Origin of the sequence: Kitasatospora sp. Root107 (genome assembly GCF_001424875.1) — a bacterium.
Classification (GTDB): Bacteria; Actinomycetota; Actinomycetes; order Streptomycetales; family Streptomycetaceae; genus Kitasatospora.
Genome location: NZ_LMCT01000013.1, coordinates 15,595 through 29,542 on the forward strand (window position 1 = coordinate 15,595; position 13,948 = coordinate 29,542).

A 13,948-nucleotide genomic window follows, 5' to 3' on the forward strand; every position below is an offset into this window, starting at 1 on the left:
GTCAGCTCGCCCGGTCCGCCGGGTCGGGGAAGGTCTGCAGGGTCAGGAAGACCACCCGGCGGGCCTCGCCGCTGCCCTCGGTGCGGATCCGCAGCCGCTGGCCCGGGCGGAGCAGCCGCAGGCCGCCCGCGTCGAAGGCCGCGGCGTCGAACGGGACGGGGGTGCCGTCGTCCAGAAGGACCGAGCCGGTGCGGGTGGCGGGGTCGAAAGTGTACGAGGTGGCCTGCATGGCAGCAGCATAGCGACGGGTCAGGGCGCGTCAGGAGCAGACCGGGCTCAGTCCGCGCGCGCAGGCGACGGCGGCGGTGTGCGGCCCGACGCCGAGCGCTAGCGCCTCCCGGAGGTCCGCCCCGGTGTCCACGTCCCGGCGCACCGACGGAACGTCACCCGGGCTCAGCTCGGCGGCGCCGCCGGCCGCGTGCCGGGCCCGCGAGCCGTCGCCGAACCGGGGAGCCAGCGGGTGGCCCGGCGGGCAGGCCAGCAGGGTGGTGCCGAGCCCGGGGGAGTCGGCCAGGAAGGACCGCCCGCCGTGCGCCGCGGCGGCGGCCAGCACCCGGCTCAGCTCGGCGCTGCGCAGGGCGGGCAGGTCGGCCGAGAGCACTGCCAACGGGGCGTCAGGAGCCAGCCGCCTGGCCAGCTCGGCACCGTACGTCAGCGCCGGATTGAGCCCGCCGCCGGGCTCGTCCGCCACCACCAGCGCCCCCAGCCGGGCCAACTGGGCCCCGGCCAGCGCGTCCTGGGTGACCACCAGTACCCGGGCCACCAGCGGACACGCCAGCGCGGCCGCCACCGTGTCCAGCGCGAACGCCAGGGCCAGCGCGGGCCTGCGCGCACCGGCGTACGGCTCCAGCCGGCTCTTCGCCACGGCGAGCGGCTTCACCGGCAACACCAACGACCACTCGGGGTGGGGCGTGGGCGCGGGCGGTACTGCGAGGCGTACGGTGTCCTGGGTCATCGGCGCCATTCTTACGCCGGTGGCAGACCCCTGACCAGGCGGCCCACATGCCGCAGCCCTAGGAAGAGGAGCAGGAGTGGCTCGCCGCTCGTACGCCAGGTTCGGCAACGCCGACTACGGGATCTGGTACCGCTTCGCGGCCGCGCTCGTGAAGCCGGTGACCACCGCGCTGGTGAAGCCGGACTGGTACGGGTGGGAGCAGTTGCCCGAGCGGGGCGGCTTCCTGGTGGTGGTGAACCACAACTCGCTGATCGATCCGCTGATCTACGCGCACTGGCAGTACAACAGCGGCCGGCCGCCCCGGATGCTCGGCAAGGCCGGGGTGTTCTCGGTGCCGTTCATCGGCTTCATGCTGAGGAAGACCGGCCAGATCCCGGTGTTCCGCGACTCCACCGACGCGTCCAAGGCGTTCCGGGCCGCGGTCGCCGCCGTCGAGCAGGGCCAGTGCGTGCAGTTCTACCCCGAGGGCACCCTCACCCGGGACCCGGACGTCTGGCCGATGACCGGCAAGAGCGGCGCGGCCCGGGTCGCGCTGATGACCGGCGCGCCGGTCATCCCGGTCGCGCACTGGGGCGCGCACGAGATCATCCCGCCGTACGGCCGGGGCGGGAAGGGCAAGTTGCACCTCTTCCCCCGGCACAAGGTGACCGTGGCGGCCGGGCCGCCGGTGGACCTGACCAGGTACCAGGGCCAGGAGCTGACCGCCGAGGTGCTGCGGGACGCCACCGAGGACATCATGACCGCGATCACCGAGGTGCTCGCGGGGATCCGCGGCGAGCAGCCGCCGGCCGAGCGCTACGACATGCGGAAGGCGGCCCGGCAACGGGCCGACGACCACGCCGCCAAGAAGGACCGCGCCGCGGGCCGCCGGAACGACGAAGAGAGCACCAAGTGACCCGCTGCGCCGTGTTCGGGACCGGGTCCTGGGGGACCGCGTTCGCGATGATCCTGGCCGACGCCGGCTGCGAGGTGACCCTCTGGGGCCGCCGCCAGGAGCTGGTGGACGCGATCAACGCGACCCACGCCAACCCGGACTACCTGCCGGACACCCGGCTGGCCGCGACCGTCCGGGCCACCACCGACCCGGCCGAGGCGCTGGCCGGGGCGGAGTTCGCGGTGCTCGCCGTGCCGTCCCAGACGCTCCGTCAGAACCTCGCCGCCTGGGCGCCGCTGCTCGGCCCCGACACGGTGCTGGTCTCGCTCATGAAGGGCATCGAACTCGGCACCGCCAAGCGGATGTCCGAGGTGATCCAGGAGGTCGCCAAGGTCGGCCCCGAGCGGGTCGCCGTGGTCAGCGGCCCCAACCTGGCCCGGGAGATCGCCAACAAGCAGCCCGCCGCCAGCGTGGTCGCCTGCACGGACGAGCTGGTCGCCAAGCGGCTCCAGCGGGCCTGTCACACGCCCTACTTCCGCCCGTACACCAACACCGACGTGGTCGGCTGCGAGCTCGGCGGCGCGGTGAAGAACGTGATCGGCCTGGCGGTCGGGATGGCCGACGGGATGGGCCTGGGCGACAACACCAAGGCCACCCTGATGACCCGTGGGCTGGCCGAGATCACCCGGCTCGGGCTGACCCTGGGCGCCGACCCGCACACCTTCGCCGGGCTGGCCGGGATGGGCGACCTGGTGGCGACCTGCTCCTCGCCGCTCTCCCGCAACCACACCTTCGGCACCAACCTCGGCCGCGGCATGTCTCTCGAGGAGACCATCGCCGCCACCAAGCAGACCGCCGAGGGCGTCAAGTCCTGCGAGTCGGTGCTCGACCTGGCCCGCCGGCACGGGGTCGACATGCCGATCGTGGCGGCCGTGGTGGACGTGGTGCACCACGGGCGGCCGACCCAGGAAGCGCTGGCCGGGCTGATGGCCAGGTCCGCGAAGCCCGAACGTCACTGAACTCACTACCGCGCCGGTGACTTTCACCGAAACGCCCGCACGGTAGTCTCGAACACGATATGAGCATCGAAAAGACCTCCCCCAACGCGGCCAAGCCGCGCGTTGCGATCGTCTTCGGCGGCCGCAGCTCCGAGCACGGCATCTCGGTCGTCACGGCCGGCAGTGTGCTCAGGGCGATCGACCGGAGCAAGTACGAGGTGCTGCCGATCGGCATCACCCATGAGGGCCGCTGGGCCCTGGTCGGCGACGAACCGTCCCGGATGGCCATCACGGACGGGAAGCTCCCCGACGTGGACGGCGTCTCCGAGTCCACCGAGGGCCAGGTCGCGCTGCCCGGCAGCCCGGTCAGCCGCGAGGCGGTCTGGAGCGAGCCCGGCGCCGTGCCCAAGGCGCTCGGCGAGGTGGACGTGGTGCTGCCGCTGCTGCACGGCCCGTGGGGCGAGGACGGCACCATCCAGGGCCTGCTGGAGCTCTCCGGCGTCCCGTACGTCGGCTCCGGCGTGCTGGCCAGTGCGGCCGGCATGGACAAGGAGTTCACCAAGCGGATCCTGGAGTCCCACGGCATCGGCGTCGGCCACTACACCGTGGTGCGCCCGCGCGAGTGGGAGACCGAGGCCGGCCGCGCCGCCGCCCGGGAGCGGATCGCCGCGCTCGGCCTGCCGCTCTTCGTCAAGCCCTGCCGGGCCGGGTCCAGCATGGGCATCAGCAAGGTCAAGGACCTCGCCGACCTGGACGCCGCGATGGCCGAGGCCCGTCGGCACGACCCCAAGGTGATCGTCGAACTGGGCGTCGAGGGCCGCGAGATCGAGTGCGGCGTGCTGGAGTTCGAGGACGGCCCGCGGGCCAGCCTGCCGGCCGAGGTGCTGGTCGACGGGGACTACGAGTTCTACGACTTCGAGGCGAAGTACATCGACTCCTCCGAGGTGCAGATCCCGGCCCGGCTGACGGAGAGTGAGACGGCCGAGATCCGCCGGCAGGCGGTGCTGGCCTTCGACGCGCTCGGCTGCGAGGGCCTGGCCCGGGTCGACTTCTTCCTGCTGCCGGACGGCAGCTGGATCGTCAACGAGATCAACACCATGCCCGGCTTCACCCCCATCTCGGCCTACCCCAAGATGTGGGAGGCCACCGGCCTGCCCTACTCGGAGCTGATCGACCGGCTGCTCACCGCAGCCCTCAACCGCTCCACCGGCCTCCGCTGAGGTTTTGGCAGGTGCTCAGCCAGGCACCACCAGGGGCTCGGGGAACTGCGACGCCGACCCGTGCAAGGTGATCCATGCGTAGCTGGTCAGGCACTTTCGCAGTGACCCGCACGCCAGATCTCCTCGCAGTTCCCCGAGCCCCTGGACCGTAAATGGCTGAGCAGTTGCCTAGAGCCCCTCGGGGACGGTGGCCTTGACGGCGTCCGTCAACGAGCTGAGCGGGTCCGCGTAGTTGGGGTACGCCCCCTTGGGCACGGTGACCTCGACGTACGTCTTCCGCAGCGTGGTGACGAAGCGGTAGCCGCCGTCCGGGTCCCGGGTCATGCCCCACTGGACGCCGTTGACCTCCGGGGCGGCGGCCAGCGGGTCGTCGTCCAGGTAGCCGGGCCGGGCCAGCCCGCACTTCAGCACCGTCCGGGGCGAGCTGCCCCAGGCGGCGGTGTACGTCGAGGCGGGTGACGGGTCGTCACGGTCGTGACCGAGTACGGCCCCGGGCAACGCCTTGTCGAGCGCCTCGCAGAAGCCCGCCTCGGCGGCCCGGGGCGTCGGGGGAGTGACGTCGGCGGGCAGGCTCCAGCTCCAGCCCAGCAGACCGGCGCAGGTCAGCAGGACAGCGGGCGGGACGCCCCAACGGACGGTCGCAGGCAGGCTGCGGAGACGGCTCATCCCGCGATGGTAGCCAGCCCTTACAGCCGGACCACCGGGCAGGTCAGTGTCCGGGTGATGCCCTCGACCTGCTGGACCTGGGCGACCACCAGGCGGCCGAGGTCGTCGATGGTCTCGGCCTCGGCGCGCACGATCACGTCGTAAGGACCGGTGACGTCCTCGGCGGTGAGCACTCCGTCGATCTTCGCGATCGACTGGGCCACCGCGGTGGCCTTGCCCACCTCGGTCTGGATCAGGATGTATGCCTGTACCACGGGGGACCTCCAGCGGGGTGGGCTGATCGGCAGTCTGATCACCACGCTACCGCCCGGTGGGCCAGGTACGGGAGACCTCGGTACGGCCCGAGGGCGTACGCTGCGCGCGGGGGCGCGCAGGAGCGGCCTGGAGTCAGGTCAGTGAGAGAGGACGGCAGATGCAGGGGACCGTGGGCGAGCTCGGCGAGTTCGGACTCATCAGGGAGCTCACCGCCCGGCTGCCGCTCACCCCGGCCGTGGAGCTCGGGCCGGGCGACGACGCGGCCGTGGTGAGGACGCCCGACGGCCGGGTGGTGGCCACCACCGACGTGCTGATCGAGGGCCGGCACTTCCGTCGGGACTGGTCCACCGCGTACGACGTCGGCCGTAAGTGCGCCGCGCAGAACCTGGCCGACATCGCCGCGATGGGCGCGGTGCCGACCGCGATCCTGCTCGGCCTGGTCACCCCCGCCGACCTGCCGACCACCTGGGCCACCGAGCTGATGGACGGTCTGCGGGACGAGTGCCAGGTGGCCGGGGCGACCGTGGTCGGCGGCGACGTGGTGCGCGGGGAGACCATCACGCTGGCGATCACCGCGCTCGGCGACCTGCAGGGCCGGGCCCCGGTGAAGCGCTCCGGCGCCCAGGTCGGCGACGTGGTCGCGGTGACCGGCTGGCTGGGCTGGTCGGCGGCCGGGCTGACCGTGCTGTCCCGGGGCTTCCGCTCGCCGCGCGCCTTCGTCGAGGCGCACCGCCGCCCGGAGCCGCCGTACCACGCGGGCCCGGCCGGATCCGACCTCGGCGCCACCGCGATGATCGACGTCAGTGACGGTCTGGTGGCCGACCTCGGCCATGTCGCCAAGGCCAGCGGGGTGGACATCGACCTGCGGGCGGCCGACTTCGACGTGCCTGCCCAGATGGCGGACATCGGCCAGGCGGTCGGGGTCGATCCGCTTGTATGGGTGCTGTCCGGTGGGGAGGACCACGCGATCGTGGCCACCTTCCCGAGCACCGTCCAGCTTCCCGCCCGATGGCGTGTGGTCGGCGAGGTGGTGCGCACGGCGAGCACGGCCCGCGGCGGACAGGTCACCGTGGACGGCGCCCCGTGGGACCGGGCCGGCGGCTGGGACCACTTCGCTGAGGAGTAGGAGCAACGGCTTCGAGGCGCGGGGTCTGAGTCGGCGACAGGTCGGGCGGGTAGCCTGAGCGCTGTCGGCATGTCCGGTCTGTCCGGGGTGTCCGGTTCGTAGGAGAATCCATCAACTCGGGGGCCTGCGCTGCCCCAGGAGCGGGAGAGCACGCCCCCATGAGAATCGGCGTCCTGACCAGCGGCGGAGACTGCCCCGGCCTCAACGCGGTGATCCGCTCGGTGGTCCACCGTGGCACCGATGTGCACGGCGACGAGATCGTCGGCATCGAGGACGGCTTCCTCGGCCTGATCGAAGGCCGTGCCCGGCCGGTCTCGCACGACGACGTGACCGGTCTGCTCACCCTCGGCGGGACCATCCTGGGCTCGGCCCGGGTACAGCGGGAGCGGATCGACTGGGCGGTGGAGAACGCCGAGCGGCTGGCGAAGAACATCGGCATCGACGCGCTGATCGCGATCGGCGGTGAGGGCACGCTGACCGCCGCCAAGATGTTCAGCGACGCCGGGCTGCCGGTGGTCGGCGTACCGAAGACCATCGACAACGACATCGACGCCACCGACGTGACCTTCGGCTTCGACACCGCCGTGCACGTGGCCACCGAGGCGATCGACCGGCTGAAGACCACCGCCGAGTCGCACCAGCGGGTGATGGTGGTCGAGCTGATGGGCCGTCACACCGGCTGGATCACGCTCACCGCCGGGATGGCCGGCGGCGCGCACGGCATCCTGATCCCGGAGAAGCCGTTCGACATCGAGGCGGTGGCCCGGATGATCGAGGAACGCTTCCAGCGCGGCAAGAAGTTCGCCATCATCGCGGTCGCCGAGGGTGCCAAGCCGATGCCGGGCACGCTCCGCTTCGACCACGGCGCGGTCGACCAGTACGGCCACCAGACCTTCGGTGGGATCGGCACCAAGCTCGCGCACGAGCTGGAGGACCTGCTCGGCAAGGAGTCCAGGCCGGTGATCCTCGGGCACACCCAGCGCGGCGGCACCCCCACCGCGCGGGACCGGGTGCTGGCCACCCGGTTCGGCTGGCACGCCGTGGAGGCCGTGCACAAGGGTGCGTTCGGGCACTTCACCGCGCTGCGCGGGACCGAGATCGTGCTGGCCCCGGTCGCCGAGGCGGTCACCAGGCTGAAGACCGTGCCGCAGGACCGCTGGACGGAGTCCGAAGCCGTCCTCTGACGGCCGGTTCGGTAGGTTGACGGCATGGTTGCTCCTCCTCGCGTACTCACCATCGCCGGTTCGGACTCCGGCGGCGGCGCCGGCATTCAGGCCGATCTCAAGACGATGCTGGCGCTCGGCGTGCACGGCATGAGCGTGCTCACCGCCGTCACCGCGCAGAACTCGGTCGGGGTCCAGGGCTACTGGGAACTGCCCGCCGAGGCGGTCAGGGCCCAGTTCCGCTCCGTGGTCGACGACATCGGTGTGCAGGCCGTGAAGACCGGCATGCTCGCCTCGGTCGAGCTGGTGGAGACCGTCGCCGAGCTGCTCGCCGGGGTCGACGCCCCGGTGGTGGTCGACCCGGTCGGCGTCTCCAAGCACGGTGACGCGCTGCTCGCCGCCGAGGCGGTGGCCACCGTACGGGAGCGGCTGCTGCCGGTGGCCACCCTCGCCACGCCCAACCTGCACGAGGTGACGCAGCTCACCGGCCTCGAGGTCACGGGCGAACGGGACATGGCGGCCGCCGCCGAGGCCCTGCTCGGATACGGCCCGGCCTGGGTGCTGATCAAGGGCGGCCACCTCGAAGGGGAGGCCGCCGACCTGCTGGTCGGCGCGGACGGTTCGGTGCACTGGTACCGGGCAGCCCGGTACGACAACCGGCACACCCACGGCACCGGTTGCACGCTGGCCAGCGCGATCGCGGCCGAGCTGGCCAAGGGCGCGGCGATGCCGGAGGCGGTGGCGGGCGCGAAGGAGTACGTGACCGGCGCGATCCGGGGCGGCTTCGCGCTGGGCGCGGGCATCGGCCCGGTGGACCACGCCTGGCGTTGGCGCTGATCCCGGGAACGACCGAAGGGCGGACCCGAGGGTCCGCCCTTCAACCGGTGCGGTGGGGCAGTAAGACAGAAAGCCGACCCACCCGAGGGTGAATCGGCGATCTGGAGGACCGGCTAACCGGTCTGCGCGTCAGCGCGAGACCTTACCGGCCTTGATGCACGAGGTGCAGACGTTGAGCCGCTTCGGCGTCCGACCGACCGTCGCACGCACCGTCTGAATGTTGGGGTTCCAACGACGGGGAGTACGGCGGTGCGAGTGGGAGATGCTGTTGCCGAAGCCCGGCCCCTTGCCGCAGACGTCGCAGTTGGCAGCCACAGGAGTCACTCCAAGACTTCAGATCATTTACGTTCGAAAACCCCGGCTGAACCAACTCGGGCCACTCGCGTGAACCGGACTGCTTCAAAGGGTGAGCCCGGACTGTTCCAGGCAACCGGGAGAGCATACAACGACGACTCCCGTTCAACGAAATTACCACGGTGCGGCCCTTGATCATCCCCCGGCAGCCCGCCGGCCAGCGCAGATCGCCACCCCGGACGGATAACCTGCCAGCATCGCCCCAGCCACGTTGTTACCCGCGCCCCCGCCCAGGGTTCGGGTGGCGTTCACCCGGAGGAGAGACCTGGTGCTGGACACGCTCGACGCCACCACCGTCCGCACCTGGTGCCGCCTCGCCCTGACCGCGCTCGGCCAGGCCCGCGAGGAGATCGACGCGCTCAACGTCTACCCCGTCCCGGACGGCGACACCGGCACCAACCTCTACCTCACCGTGGAGTCCGCCGCCGAGGCCGTCGAACGGTGCTTCGCCGAACAGGCCGACCCCGAACTCGGCAGCGCGATGGCGGCCGGCGCCCGCGGTGCGCTGATCGGCGCCCAGGGGAACTCCGGGGTGATCCTGGCCCAGTGGCTGCGCGGCCTGGCCGAGGTGCTCGCCCTCGGTGGCGAGCCCGCCGACCTGCGCAAGGGCCTGCTGCGAGCCGCCGAATCCGCCTACCAGGCCGTCGCCGAACCGGTCGAGGGCACCCTGCTCACCGTCGCCGCCGCCGCCGCGCGGGCCGCCGCCCAGGGCGCGGGCTCGTTGGCCGAGGCCACCGACACCGCCTACCGGGCCGCCCGGGAGGCACTGCTGCGCACCCCCTCCCAACTCGCCGTCCTCGCCGAGGCCGGCGTGGTGGACGCCGGCGGCCGCGGACTGGTCGCCATCCTCGGCACCCTCTCGGACGCCGTCACCGGCAAGACCCCGATGGGGCCGCTCCGGCAGGAGTTCGTCCGCGAGGTCCGCCCGGCCGGCTGCGAGGGTCACGAACGCCCGCCGGGTCCCGGGCACCCCGCCTTCGAGGTGATCTACCTGCTGGATGCCCCCGACCAGGCGCTGCCGACGCTCCGCGCCGAACTGGCCGGGCTCGGCGACTCCCTGGTGGTCGGCGGTGGCGACGGCCTGTGGAACGTCCACGTCCACGTCGACGACGCGGGCGCCGCCGTCGAGGCCGGGGTCCGGGCCGGACGGCCGTACCAGATCCGGATCACCCACTTCGCCGAGGCCGCCGCCCGGGCGGGGGAGCGCGACCGGGAGACCACCGCGGGCCGGGCGGTGCTCAGTGTGGTGGCCGGCGCCGGACTGGCCGAGCTCTGCGAACAGGCGGGGGCGCACGTCCTGCACGCCGACCCGGACCGGCCGCCCGCCAGCGCCGAACTGGTCACCGCCGTCCGCCGCTGCGCCGCGCACGAGGTGATCCTGTTGCTCAACGACCCCGAGCTGCGGGCCGCCGCCGGCGCCGCCGCCGACCAGCTCCGGCAGGACGGCGTACGGATCGCGGTGCTGCCCACCCGCTCACCCGTGCAGGGCCTGGCCGCGCTGGCCGTGCACGAGCCCGCGCGCCGGTTCGACGAGGACGTGGTCGCGATGACCTCCGCCGCCGGGGCCACCAGGTACGCCGAACTCGCGGTCGCCGAGGGTGAGTCCTGGACCATGGCCGGGGTCTGCCAGGCCGGGGACGTGCTCGGCCTGATCGACGGCGACGTGGTGGTGATCGGCGAGGACCTGGTCGCGATCGGCGAGGAACTGCTCGGCCGGATGCTCGCGGCCGGCGGCGAACTGGTCACCCTGGTGCTCGGCGAGGGCGCCCCCGCCGAGCTGGCGGACCGGCTGGTCGCGCACGCCCGCCGCCAGCGTCCCGAGGTCGACACCGTGGTCTACGACGGGCGGCAGCAGTCGGCCACCCTGCTGATCGGGGTGGAGTGATCCTGGCTGTCGCCCCCGTGGTGTCCAATAGGTCCGATGGGCGCTCTCGATGAATCTCTGACCAAGCTGGTCGGCGACCGCACCGCCAAGGTGCTGGCCGACAGCCTCAAGCTGCGCACGGTCGGCGACCTGCTGCACCACTACCCCCGGCGGTACGTGGAGCGCGGCCAGCTCACCAGCCTGGACGATCTCGAGGTGGACGAGCACGTCACCGTGCTGGCCCGGATCGAGAAGGTCACCCTGATCCCGTTCAAGGCCCGCAAGGGCGACCGCCTCGAAGTGGTGGTCACCGACGGGCGCGGGCGGCTCAGCCTGGTCTTCTTCAACCAGGGCTGGCGGCAGAAGGACCTCCGCACCGGCTCCCAGGGCCTGTTCGCCGGCAAGGTCGGCGTCTTCAACGGCAAGCGCCAACTCGCCTCGCCCGACTACCAGTTGATCGACGCCGAGGACGGCGCCCCGGAGGCCGACAAGTTCGCCGGTCGGCTGATCCCGGTCTACCCCGCGAGTGCCCAGATGCCCAGCTGGAAGCTCTCGCTCTGCGTCGAGGTAGCCCTCGACAAGCACCTCGCCGACGTCGGCGAACCCCTCCCGGCCGAGCTGCGCGGCAAACACGAGTTGATCCCGCTCCCCGAGGCACTGGAGCTGATCCACCGCCCGCGCAACCAGGCCGACAAGGAGCGGGCCCGGGACCGCCTGCGCTGGGACGAGGCCTTCGTCCTCCAGGTCGCCCTGGCCCAGCGCAGGGCCGCTGACTCCGCGCTCCCCGCCGTCGCCCGCAAGCCCGTCCCGGACGGTCTGCTGGACGCCTTCGACGCCCGCCTCCCGTTCGAGCTGACGGACGGGCAGAAGACCGTCTCCGCCGAGATCTTCACCGACCTCGGCACCGAACACCCCATGCACCGCCTGCTCCAGGGCGAGGTCGGATCGGGCAAGACCCTGGTGGCGCTGCGGGCCATGCTGGCCGTGGTGGACGCGGGTGGGCAGGCGGTGCTGCTGGCGCCGACCGAGGTGCTGGCGCAGCAGCACCACCGATCGATCGTCGAGATGATGGGCGACCTGGCGGAGGGCGGCATGCTCGGCGGCTCCGACCTGGGGACGAAGGTCGCGCTGCTGACCGGCTCGATGGGGACGGCCGCGCGGCGGCAGGCGATGCTCGACATGGCCTGCGGGGACGCCGGGATCGCGATCGGCACGCACGCGCTGATCGAGGACAAGGTGCAGTTCCAGGACCTCGGCCTGGTGGTGGTGGACGAGCAGCACCGCTTCGGCGTCGAGCAGCGCGACGCGCTGCGCGCCAAGGGTGACCAGCCGCCGCACCTGCTGGTGATGACGGCGACGCCGATCCCGCGCACGGTGGCGATGACGGTCTTCGGCGACCTGGAGACCTCGGTGCTGGACCAGCTGCCGGCCGGGCGCTCGCCGATCTCCACCCACGTGGTGCCCGCCGTCGAGAAGCCCAACTTCCTGGCCCGGGCCTGGGAGCGGGTCCGCGAGGAGGTCGGCAAGGGCCACCAGGCGTACGTGGTCTGCCCCCGGATCGGCGACGAGCCTCCGGATGCCCCGGGTAAGAAGAAGCGCAAGACGGTGACCGACGACCCGGAGGACCTCGGCGCCGAGAGCGACGAGAAGCGGCCGCCGCTGTCGGTGGTGGAGACCGCCGAGATGCTCACCAAGGGCCCGCTGGCCGGGCTGCGGGTGGAGATCCTGCACGGGCGGCTGACGCCGGAGGCCAAGGACGACGTGATGCGGCGGTTCGCGGCCGGTCGGGTGGACGTGCTGGTCGCCACCACGGTGATCGAGGTCGGCGTGAACGTCCCCAACTCGACCGCGATGGTGATCATGGACGCCGACCGGTTCGGCGTCTCCCAGCTGCACCAGCTGCGCGGCCGGGTCGGCCGTGGCTCGGCCCCCGGGCTCTGCCTGCTGGTCAGCGACATGCCCGCGGCCAGCGCCGCCCGGGCCCGGCTGGACGCGGTGGCCGGCACCCTGGACGGCTTCGAGCTGTCCCGGATCGACCTGGAGCAGCGCCGGGAGGGCGATGTGCTCGGCCAGGCGCAGTCCGGGGTGAAGTCCTCGCTCAAGGTGCTCTCGGTGCTGGACGACGAGGAGGTCATCGCGACCGCCCGCGAGGAGGCCGCCCGGCTGGTCGCCGAGGACCCGTCGCTGGCCGCCCATCCGGAGCTGCGCACCGCCCTGGAGAGCCTGCTCGACGAGGACCGCGCGGAGTACCTGGAGAAGGGGTAAATCCCCTGCTGGGAACGGCTGTTGGACCCCCTGAATTGTCAGTGCCGGAGGAGAGAATGTAGTTGTTCGGGACGCACCCCCAAGGTGCGCTCCCGGCACGACACCTGGGGGTTCCGCCTTGGCTTTCCGTCATCTCAACGAGCTTCCGCTGGGCGACAAGGTCTTCCGGATCGAGCTGGCCAGCGAGGACGACCGTGAGGTCACCCTCACCCTGACCGGCTGGCGCGAGGGCGCCGCCGCCACCCCGCTCGCCACCGGCAAGCTCCGGCTGCCGGTGGAGGACGTGGCCAACCTGCGGATCGCGCTGAACCGCGCGCTGCGGGCGATGGCCATCGTCGCCGACGTCTCCGAACCCATCCCCGACCGCGACGTACTGCGCGAGCTCTACCCCGGACACGGCGCCCCCTGGGTGCCGCAGCACGAGGAGGAGCTGACCCGTCGGTTCCACGACGGCGACACGGTGGCCCGGATCGCCGCCCGCTTCGGCCGGACGCCCGACTCCGTCCGCACCAAGCTGCGTGAGCTCGGCCACGACCCGCGCAAGCCCGAGTACTGCCCGCCCGACGGCTGCCTGTCCTGGTCCCGCTACGCCTCGCCGAGCATCCTGGGCGCGGCCGAGTAAGGCTTCGGCGTCAGCGGCGCGGGCGTTCACCGACGGCGGTCGGTGGGCGCCCGCGCCGCTGCGCGTGCGCCCGGCCACCGGCCAGCGGATAGCGTGTCAGATGCATCCAGGCAGGGTGTATCCAGAAGGGACCGCACTTCTCATGACCCGCGTGATCGCCGGGGTGGCCGGTGGCCGCCGTCTCTCCGTGCTCCCAGGCCGGACCACCCGCCCGACCTCCGACAAGGCGCGGGAGGCGATGTTCTCCACCCTGGCCGCGCTGCGCGGCACCCTGCACGGCGCCCGGATGCTGGACCTGTTCGGCGGATCGGGGGCGGTCGGCCTGGAGGCGCTGTCCCGGGGCGCCGAGCACGTCCTGCTGGTGGAGGCGGACGCGGGCGCCGCGAAGGTGATCCGGGAGAACGTCCGGATCGTCGCCCTGCCGGGCGCCGAGGTGCGGGCCGACCGGGCCGAACGGGTGATCGCGGGCCGGGCCCCGGAGACGCCGTACGACCTGGTCTTCCTGGACCCGCCGTACTCGGTCACCGACGAGGAGGTGCGGGAGATGATGGTCACACTCCTGGCCGGGGGCTGGCTCACGGCGGACGCACTCGTCACCGTGGAACGCAGCACCAGGGGCGGCGATTTCGGTTGGCCCGAGGGTTTCGAGGCCGAGCGCTCCCGGCGCTACGGCGAGGGCACCCTCTGGTACGGTCGCGCCGCCAACGGGCCTGCCGAAGACTCGTAGCAGCCCACCCATCAGGCCCCAC

15 protein-coding genes are annotated in these 13,948 nt (G+C 72.5%); 10 read left to right on the top strand and 5 right to left on the bottom strand.

All coding sequences use genetic code 11. The annotated features are described in order from the left end of the window. Window position 1: 1 nt before the first annotated feature. Both ASC99_RS15055 and cofC read right to left on the bottom strand, forming a co-directional pair. Window positions 2-229, bottom strand: a complete 228-nt coding sequence (locus ASC99_RS15055; RefSeq protein ID WP_057232235.1) for a hypothetical protein — start codon at window positions 227-229, stop codon at window positions 2-4. Window positions 230-259: 30 nt separating this feature from the next. After that, window positions 260-955, bottom strand: coding sequence for a 2-phospho-L-lactate guanylyltransferase (cofC, locus tag ASC99_RS15060; protein ID WP_057232237.1), 696 nt, complete (start codon window positions 953-955; stop codon window positions 260-262). 76 nt (window positions 956-1,031) lie between these two features. Here cofC and ASC99_RS15065 point away from each other — a divergent pair, with 76 nt between their 5' ends. The 3 genes from ASC99_RS15065 to ASC99_RS15075 are packed head-to-tail and all read left to right on the top strand — an operon-like array spanning window position 1,032 to window position 4,047. Then, on the top strand, window positions 1,032-1,850 hold the full coding sequence (locus ASC99_RS15065; RefSeq protein WP_057232239.1) for a 1-acyl-sn-glycerol-3-phosphate acyltransferase: 819 nt from the start codon (window positions 1,032-1,034) through the stop codon (window positions 1,848-1,850). Next, window positions 1,847-2,848, top strand: coding sequence for an NAD(P)H-dependent glycerol-3-phosphate dehydrogenase (locus tag ASC99_RS15070; protein ID WP_057232242.1), 1,002 nt, complete (start codon window positions 1,847-1,849; stop codon window positions 2,846-2,848). The genes ASC99_RS15065 and ASC99_RS15070 overlap by 4 nt, the downstream gene beginning before the upstream one ends. Window positions 2,849-2,907: 59 nt before the next feature. Then, the gene (locus tag ASC99_RS15075; RefSeq protein ID WP_057232244.1) at window positions 2,908-4,047 is read left to right on the top strand and encodes a D-alanine--D-alanine ligase family protein; all 1,140 of its coding nucleotides are present in this window, start codon (window positions 2,908-2,910) and stop codon (window positions 4,045-4,047) included. A gap of 168 nt (window positions 4,048-4,215) precedes the next feature. On the opposite strand, the gene ASC99_RS15080 is transcribed toward ASC99_RS15075, so the two are convergent. After that, window positions 4,216-4,713: a DUF3515 domain-containing protein gene (locus ASC99_RS15080; RefSeq protein ID WP_057232245.1), complete on the bottom strand. Its 498-nt coding sequence runs from the start codon at window positions 4,711-4,713 to the stop codon at window positions 4,216-4,218. Between the two features lie 20 nt (window positions 4,714-4,733). Next, complete coding sequence (locus ASC99_RS15085) at window positions 4,734-4,967, bottom strand: Lrp/AsnC family transcriptional regulator (RefSeq protein WP_057232247.1); 234 nt, start codon at window positions 4,965-4,967, stop codon at window positions 4,734-4,736. Between the two features lie 158 nt (window positions 4,968-5,125). On the opposite strand from ASC99_RS15085, the gene ASC99_RS15090 reads away from it, so the two are divergent. The 3 genes from ASC99_RS15090 to thiD all read left to right on the top strand — a co-directional run bounded on the left by ASC99_RS15090 (window position 5,126) and on the right by thiD (window position 8,094). After that, the gene (locus tag ASC99_RS15090; RefSeq protein WP_057232249.1) at window positions 5,126-6,094 is read left to right on the top strand and encodes a thiamine-phosphate kinase; all 969 of its coding nucleotides are present in this window, start codon (window positions 5,126-5,128) and stop codon (window positions 6,092-6,094) included. Between the two features lie 158 nt (window positions 6,095-6,252). Continuing rightward, the gene (locus ASC99_RS15095; RefSeq protein ID WP_057232251.1) at window positions 6,253-7,278 is read left to right on the top strand and encodes a 6-phosphofructokinase; all 1,026 of its coding nucleotides are present in this window, start codon (window positions 6,253-6,255) and stop codon (window positions 7,276-7,278) included. Window positions 7,279-7,302: 24 nt separating this feature from the next. Further along, a complete protein-coding gene (gene thiD / locus ASC99_RS15100; protein WP_057232254.1) occupies window positions 7,303-8,094 on the top strand; it encodes a bifunctional hydroxymethylpyrimidine kinase/phosphomethylpyrimidine kinase in 792 nt (263 codons plus the stop codon). Between the two features lie 129 nt (window positions 8,095-8,223). Here the strand turns inward: thiD and rpmB are convergent, their stop codons facing one another. After that, the gene (gene rpmB, locus ASC99_RS37180) at window positions 8,224-8,409 is read right to left on the bottom strand and encodes a 50S ribosomal protein L28 (protein ID WP_082598345.1); all 186 of its coding nucleotides are present in this window, start codon (window positions 8,407-8,409) and stop codon (window positions 8,224-8,226) included. Between the two features lie 307 nt (window positions 8,410-8,716). Here rpmB and ASC99_RS15105 point away from each other — a divergent pair, with 307 nt between their 5' ends. The 4 genes from ASC99_RS15105 (at window position 8,717) to rsmD (ending at window position 13,926) form a co-directional block, all read left to right on the top strand. Then, window positions 8,717-10,333 (top strand): DAK2 domain-containing protein, encoded by a 1,617-nt coding sequence (locus ASC99_RS15105; protein WP_057232256.1) that lies wholly within the window; start codon window positions 8,717-8,719, stop codon window positions 10,331-10,333. Between the two features lie 36 nt (window positions 10,334-10,369). Further along, entirely contained in the window at window positions 10,370-12,577 is a 2,208-nt protein-coding gene (recG, locus tag ASC99_RS15110) for an ATP-dependent DNA helicase RecG (protein WP_057232258.1), read from the top strand. Window positions 12,578-12,695: 118 nt separating this feature from the next. Beyond that, a complete protein-coding gene (locus ASC99_RS15115; RefSeq protein WP_057232260.1) occupies window positions 12,696-13,199 on the top strand; it encodes a hypothetical protein in 504 nt (167 codons plus the stop codon). Between the two features lie 142 nt (window positions 13,200-13,341). Further along, the gene (rsmD, locus tag ASC99_RS15120; RefSeq protein ID WP_057232262.1) at window positions 13,342-13,926 is read left to right on the top strand and encodes a 16S rRNA (guanine(966)-N(2))-methyltransferase RsmD; all 585 of its coding nucleotides are present in this window, start codon (window positions 13,342-13,344) and stop codon (window positions 13,924-13,926) included. Window positions 13,927-13,948: the final 22 nt, after the last annotated feature.

What these genes read in the sequence shown, in the direction of transcription:
- ASC99_RS15090 (WP_057232249.1), top strand. Translation starts at nt 5,126, where the DNA reads ATGCAGGGGACCGTGGGCGAGCTCGGCGAGTTCGGACTCATCAGGGAG.
- ASC99_RS15075 (WP_057232244.1), top strand. Translation starts at nt 2,908, where the DNA reads ATGAGCATCGAAAAGACCTCCCCCAACGCGGCCAAGCCGCGCGTTGCG.
- recG (WP_057232258.1), top strand. Translation starts at nt 10,370, where the DNA reads ATGGGCGCTCTCGATGAATCTCTGACCAAGCTGGTCGGCGACCGCACC.
- ASC99_RS15095 (WP_057232251.1), top strand. Translation starts at nt 6,253, where the DNA reads ATGAGAATCGGCGTCCTGACCAGCGGCGGAGACTGCCCCGGCCTCAAC.
- rsmD (WP_057232262.1), top strand. Translation starts at nt 13,342, where the DNA reads ATGACCCGCGTGATCGCCGGGGTGGCCGGTGGCCGCCGTCTCTCCGTG.
- ASC99_RS15080 (WP_057232245.1), bottom strand. Translation starts at nt 4,713, where the DNA reads ATGAGCCGTCTCCGCAGCCTGCCTGCGACCGTCCGTTGGGGCGTCCCG.
- cofC (WP_057232237.1), bottom strand. Translation starts at nt 955, where the DNA reads ATGACCCAGGACACCGTACGCCTCGCAGTACCGCCCGCGCCCACGCCC.
- thiD (WP_057232254.1), top strand. Translation starts at nt 7,303, where the DNA reads ATGGTTGCTCCTCCTCGCGTACTCACCATCGCCGGTTCGGACTCCGGC.
- ASC99_RS15055 (WP_057232235.1), bottom strand. Translation starts at nt 229, where the DNA reads ATGCAGGCCACCTCGTACACTTTCGACCCCGCCACCCGCACCGGCTCG.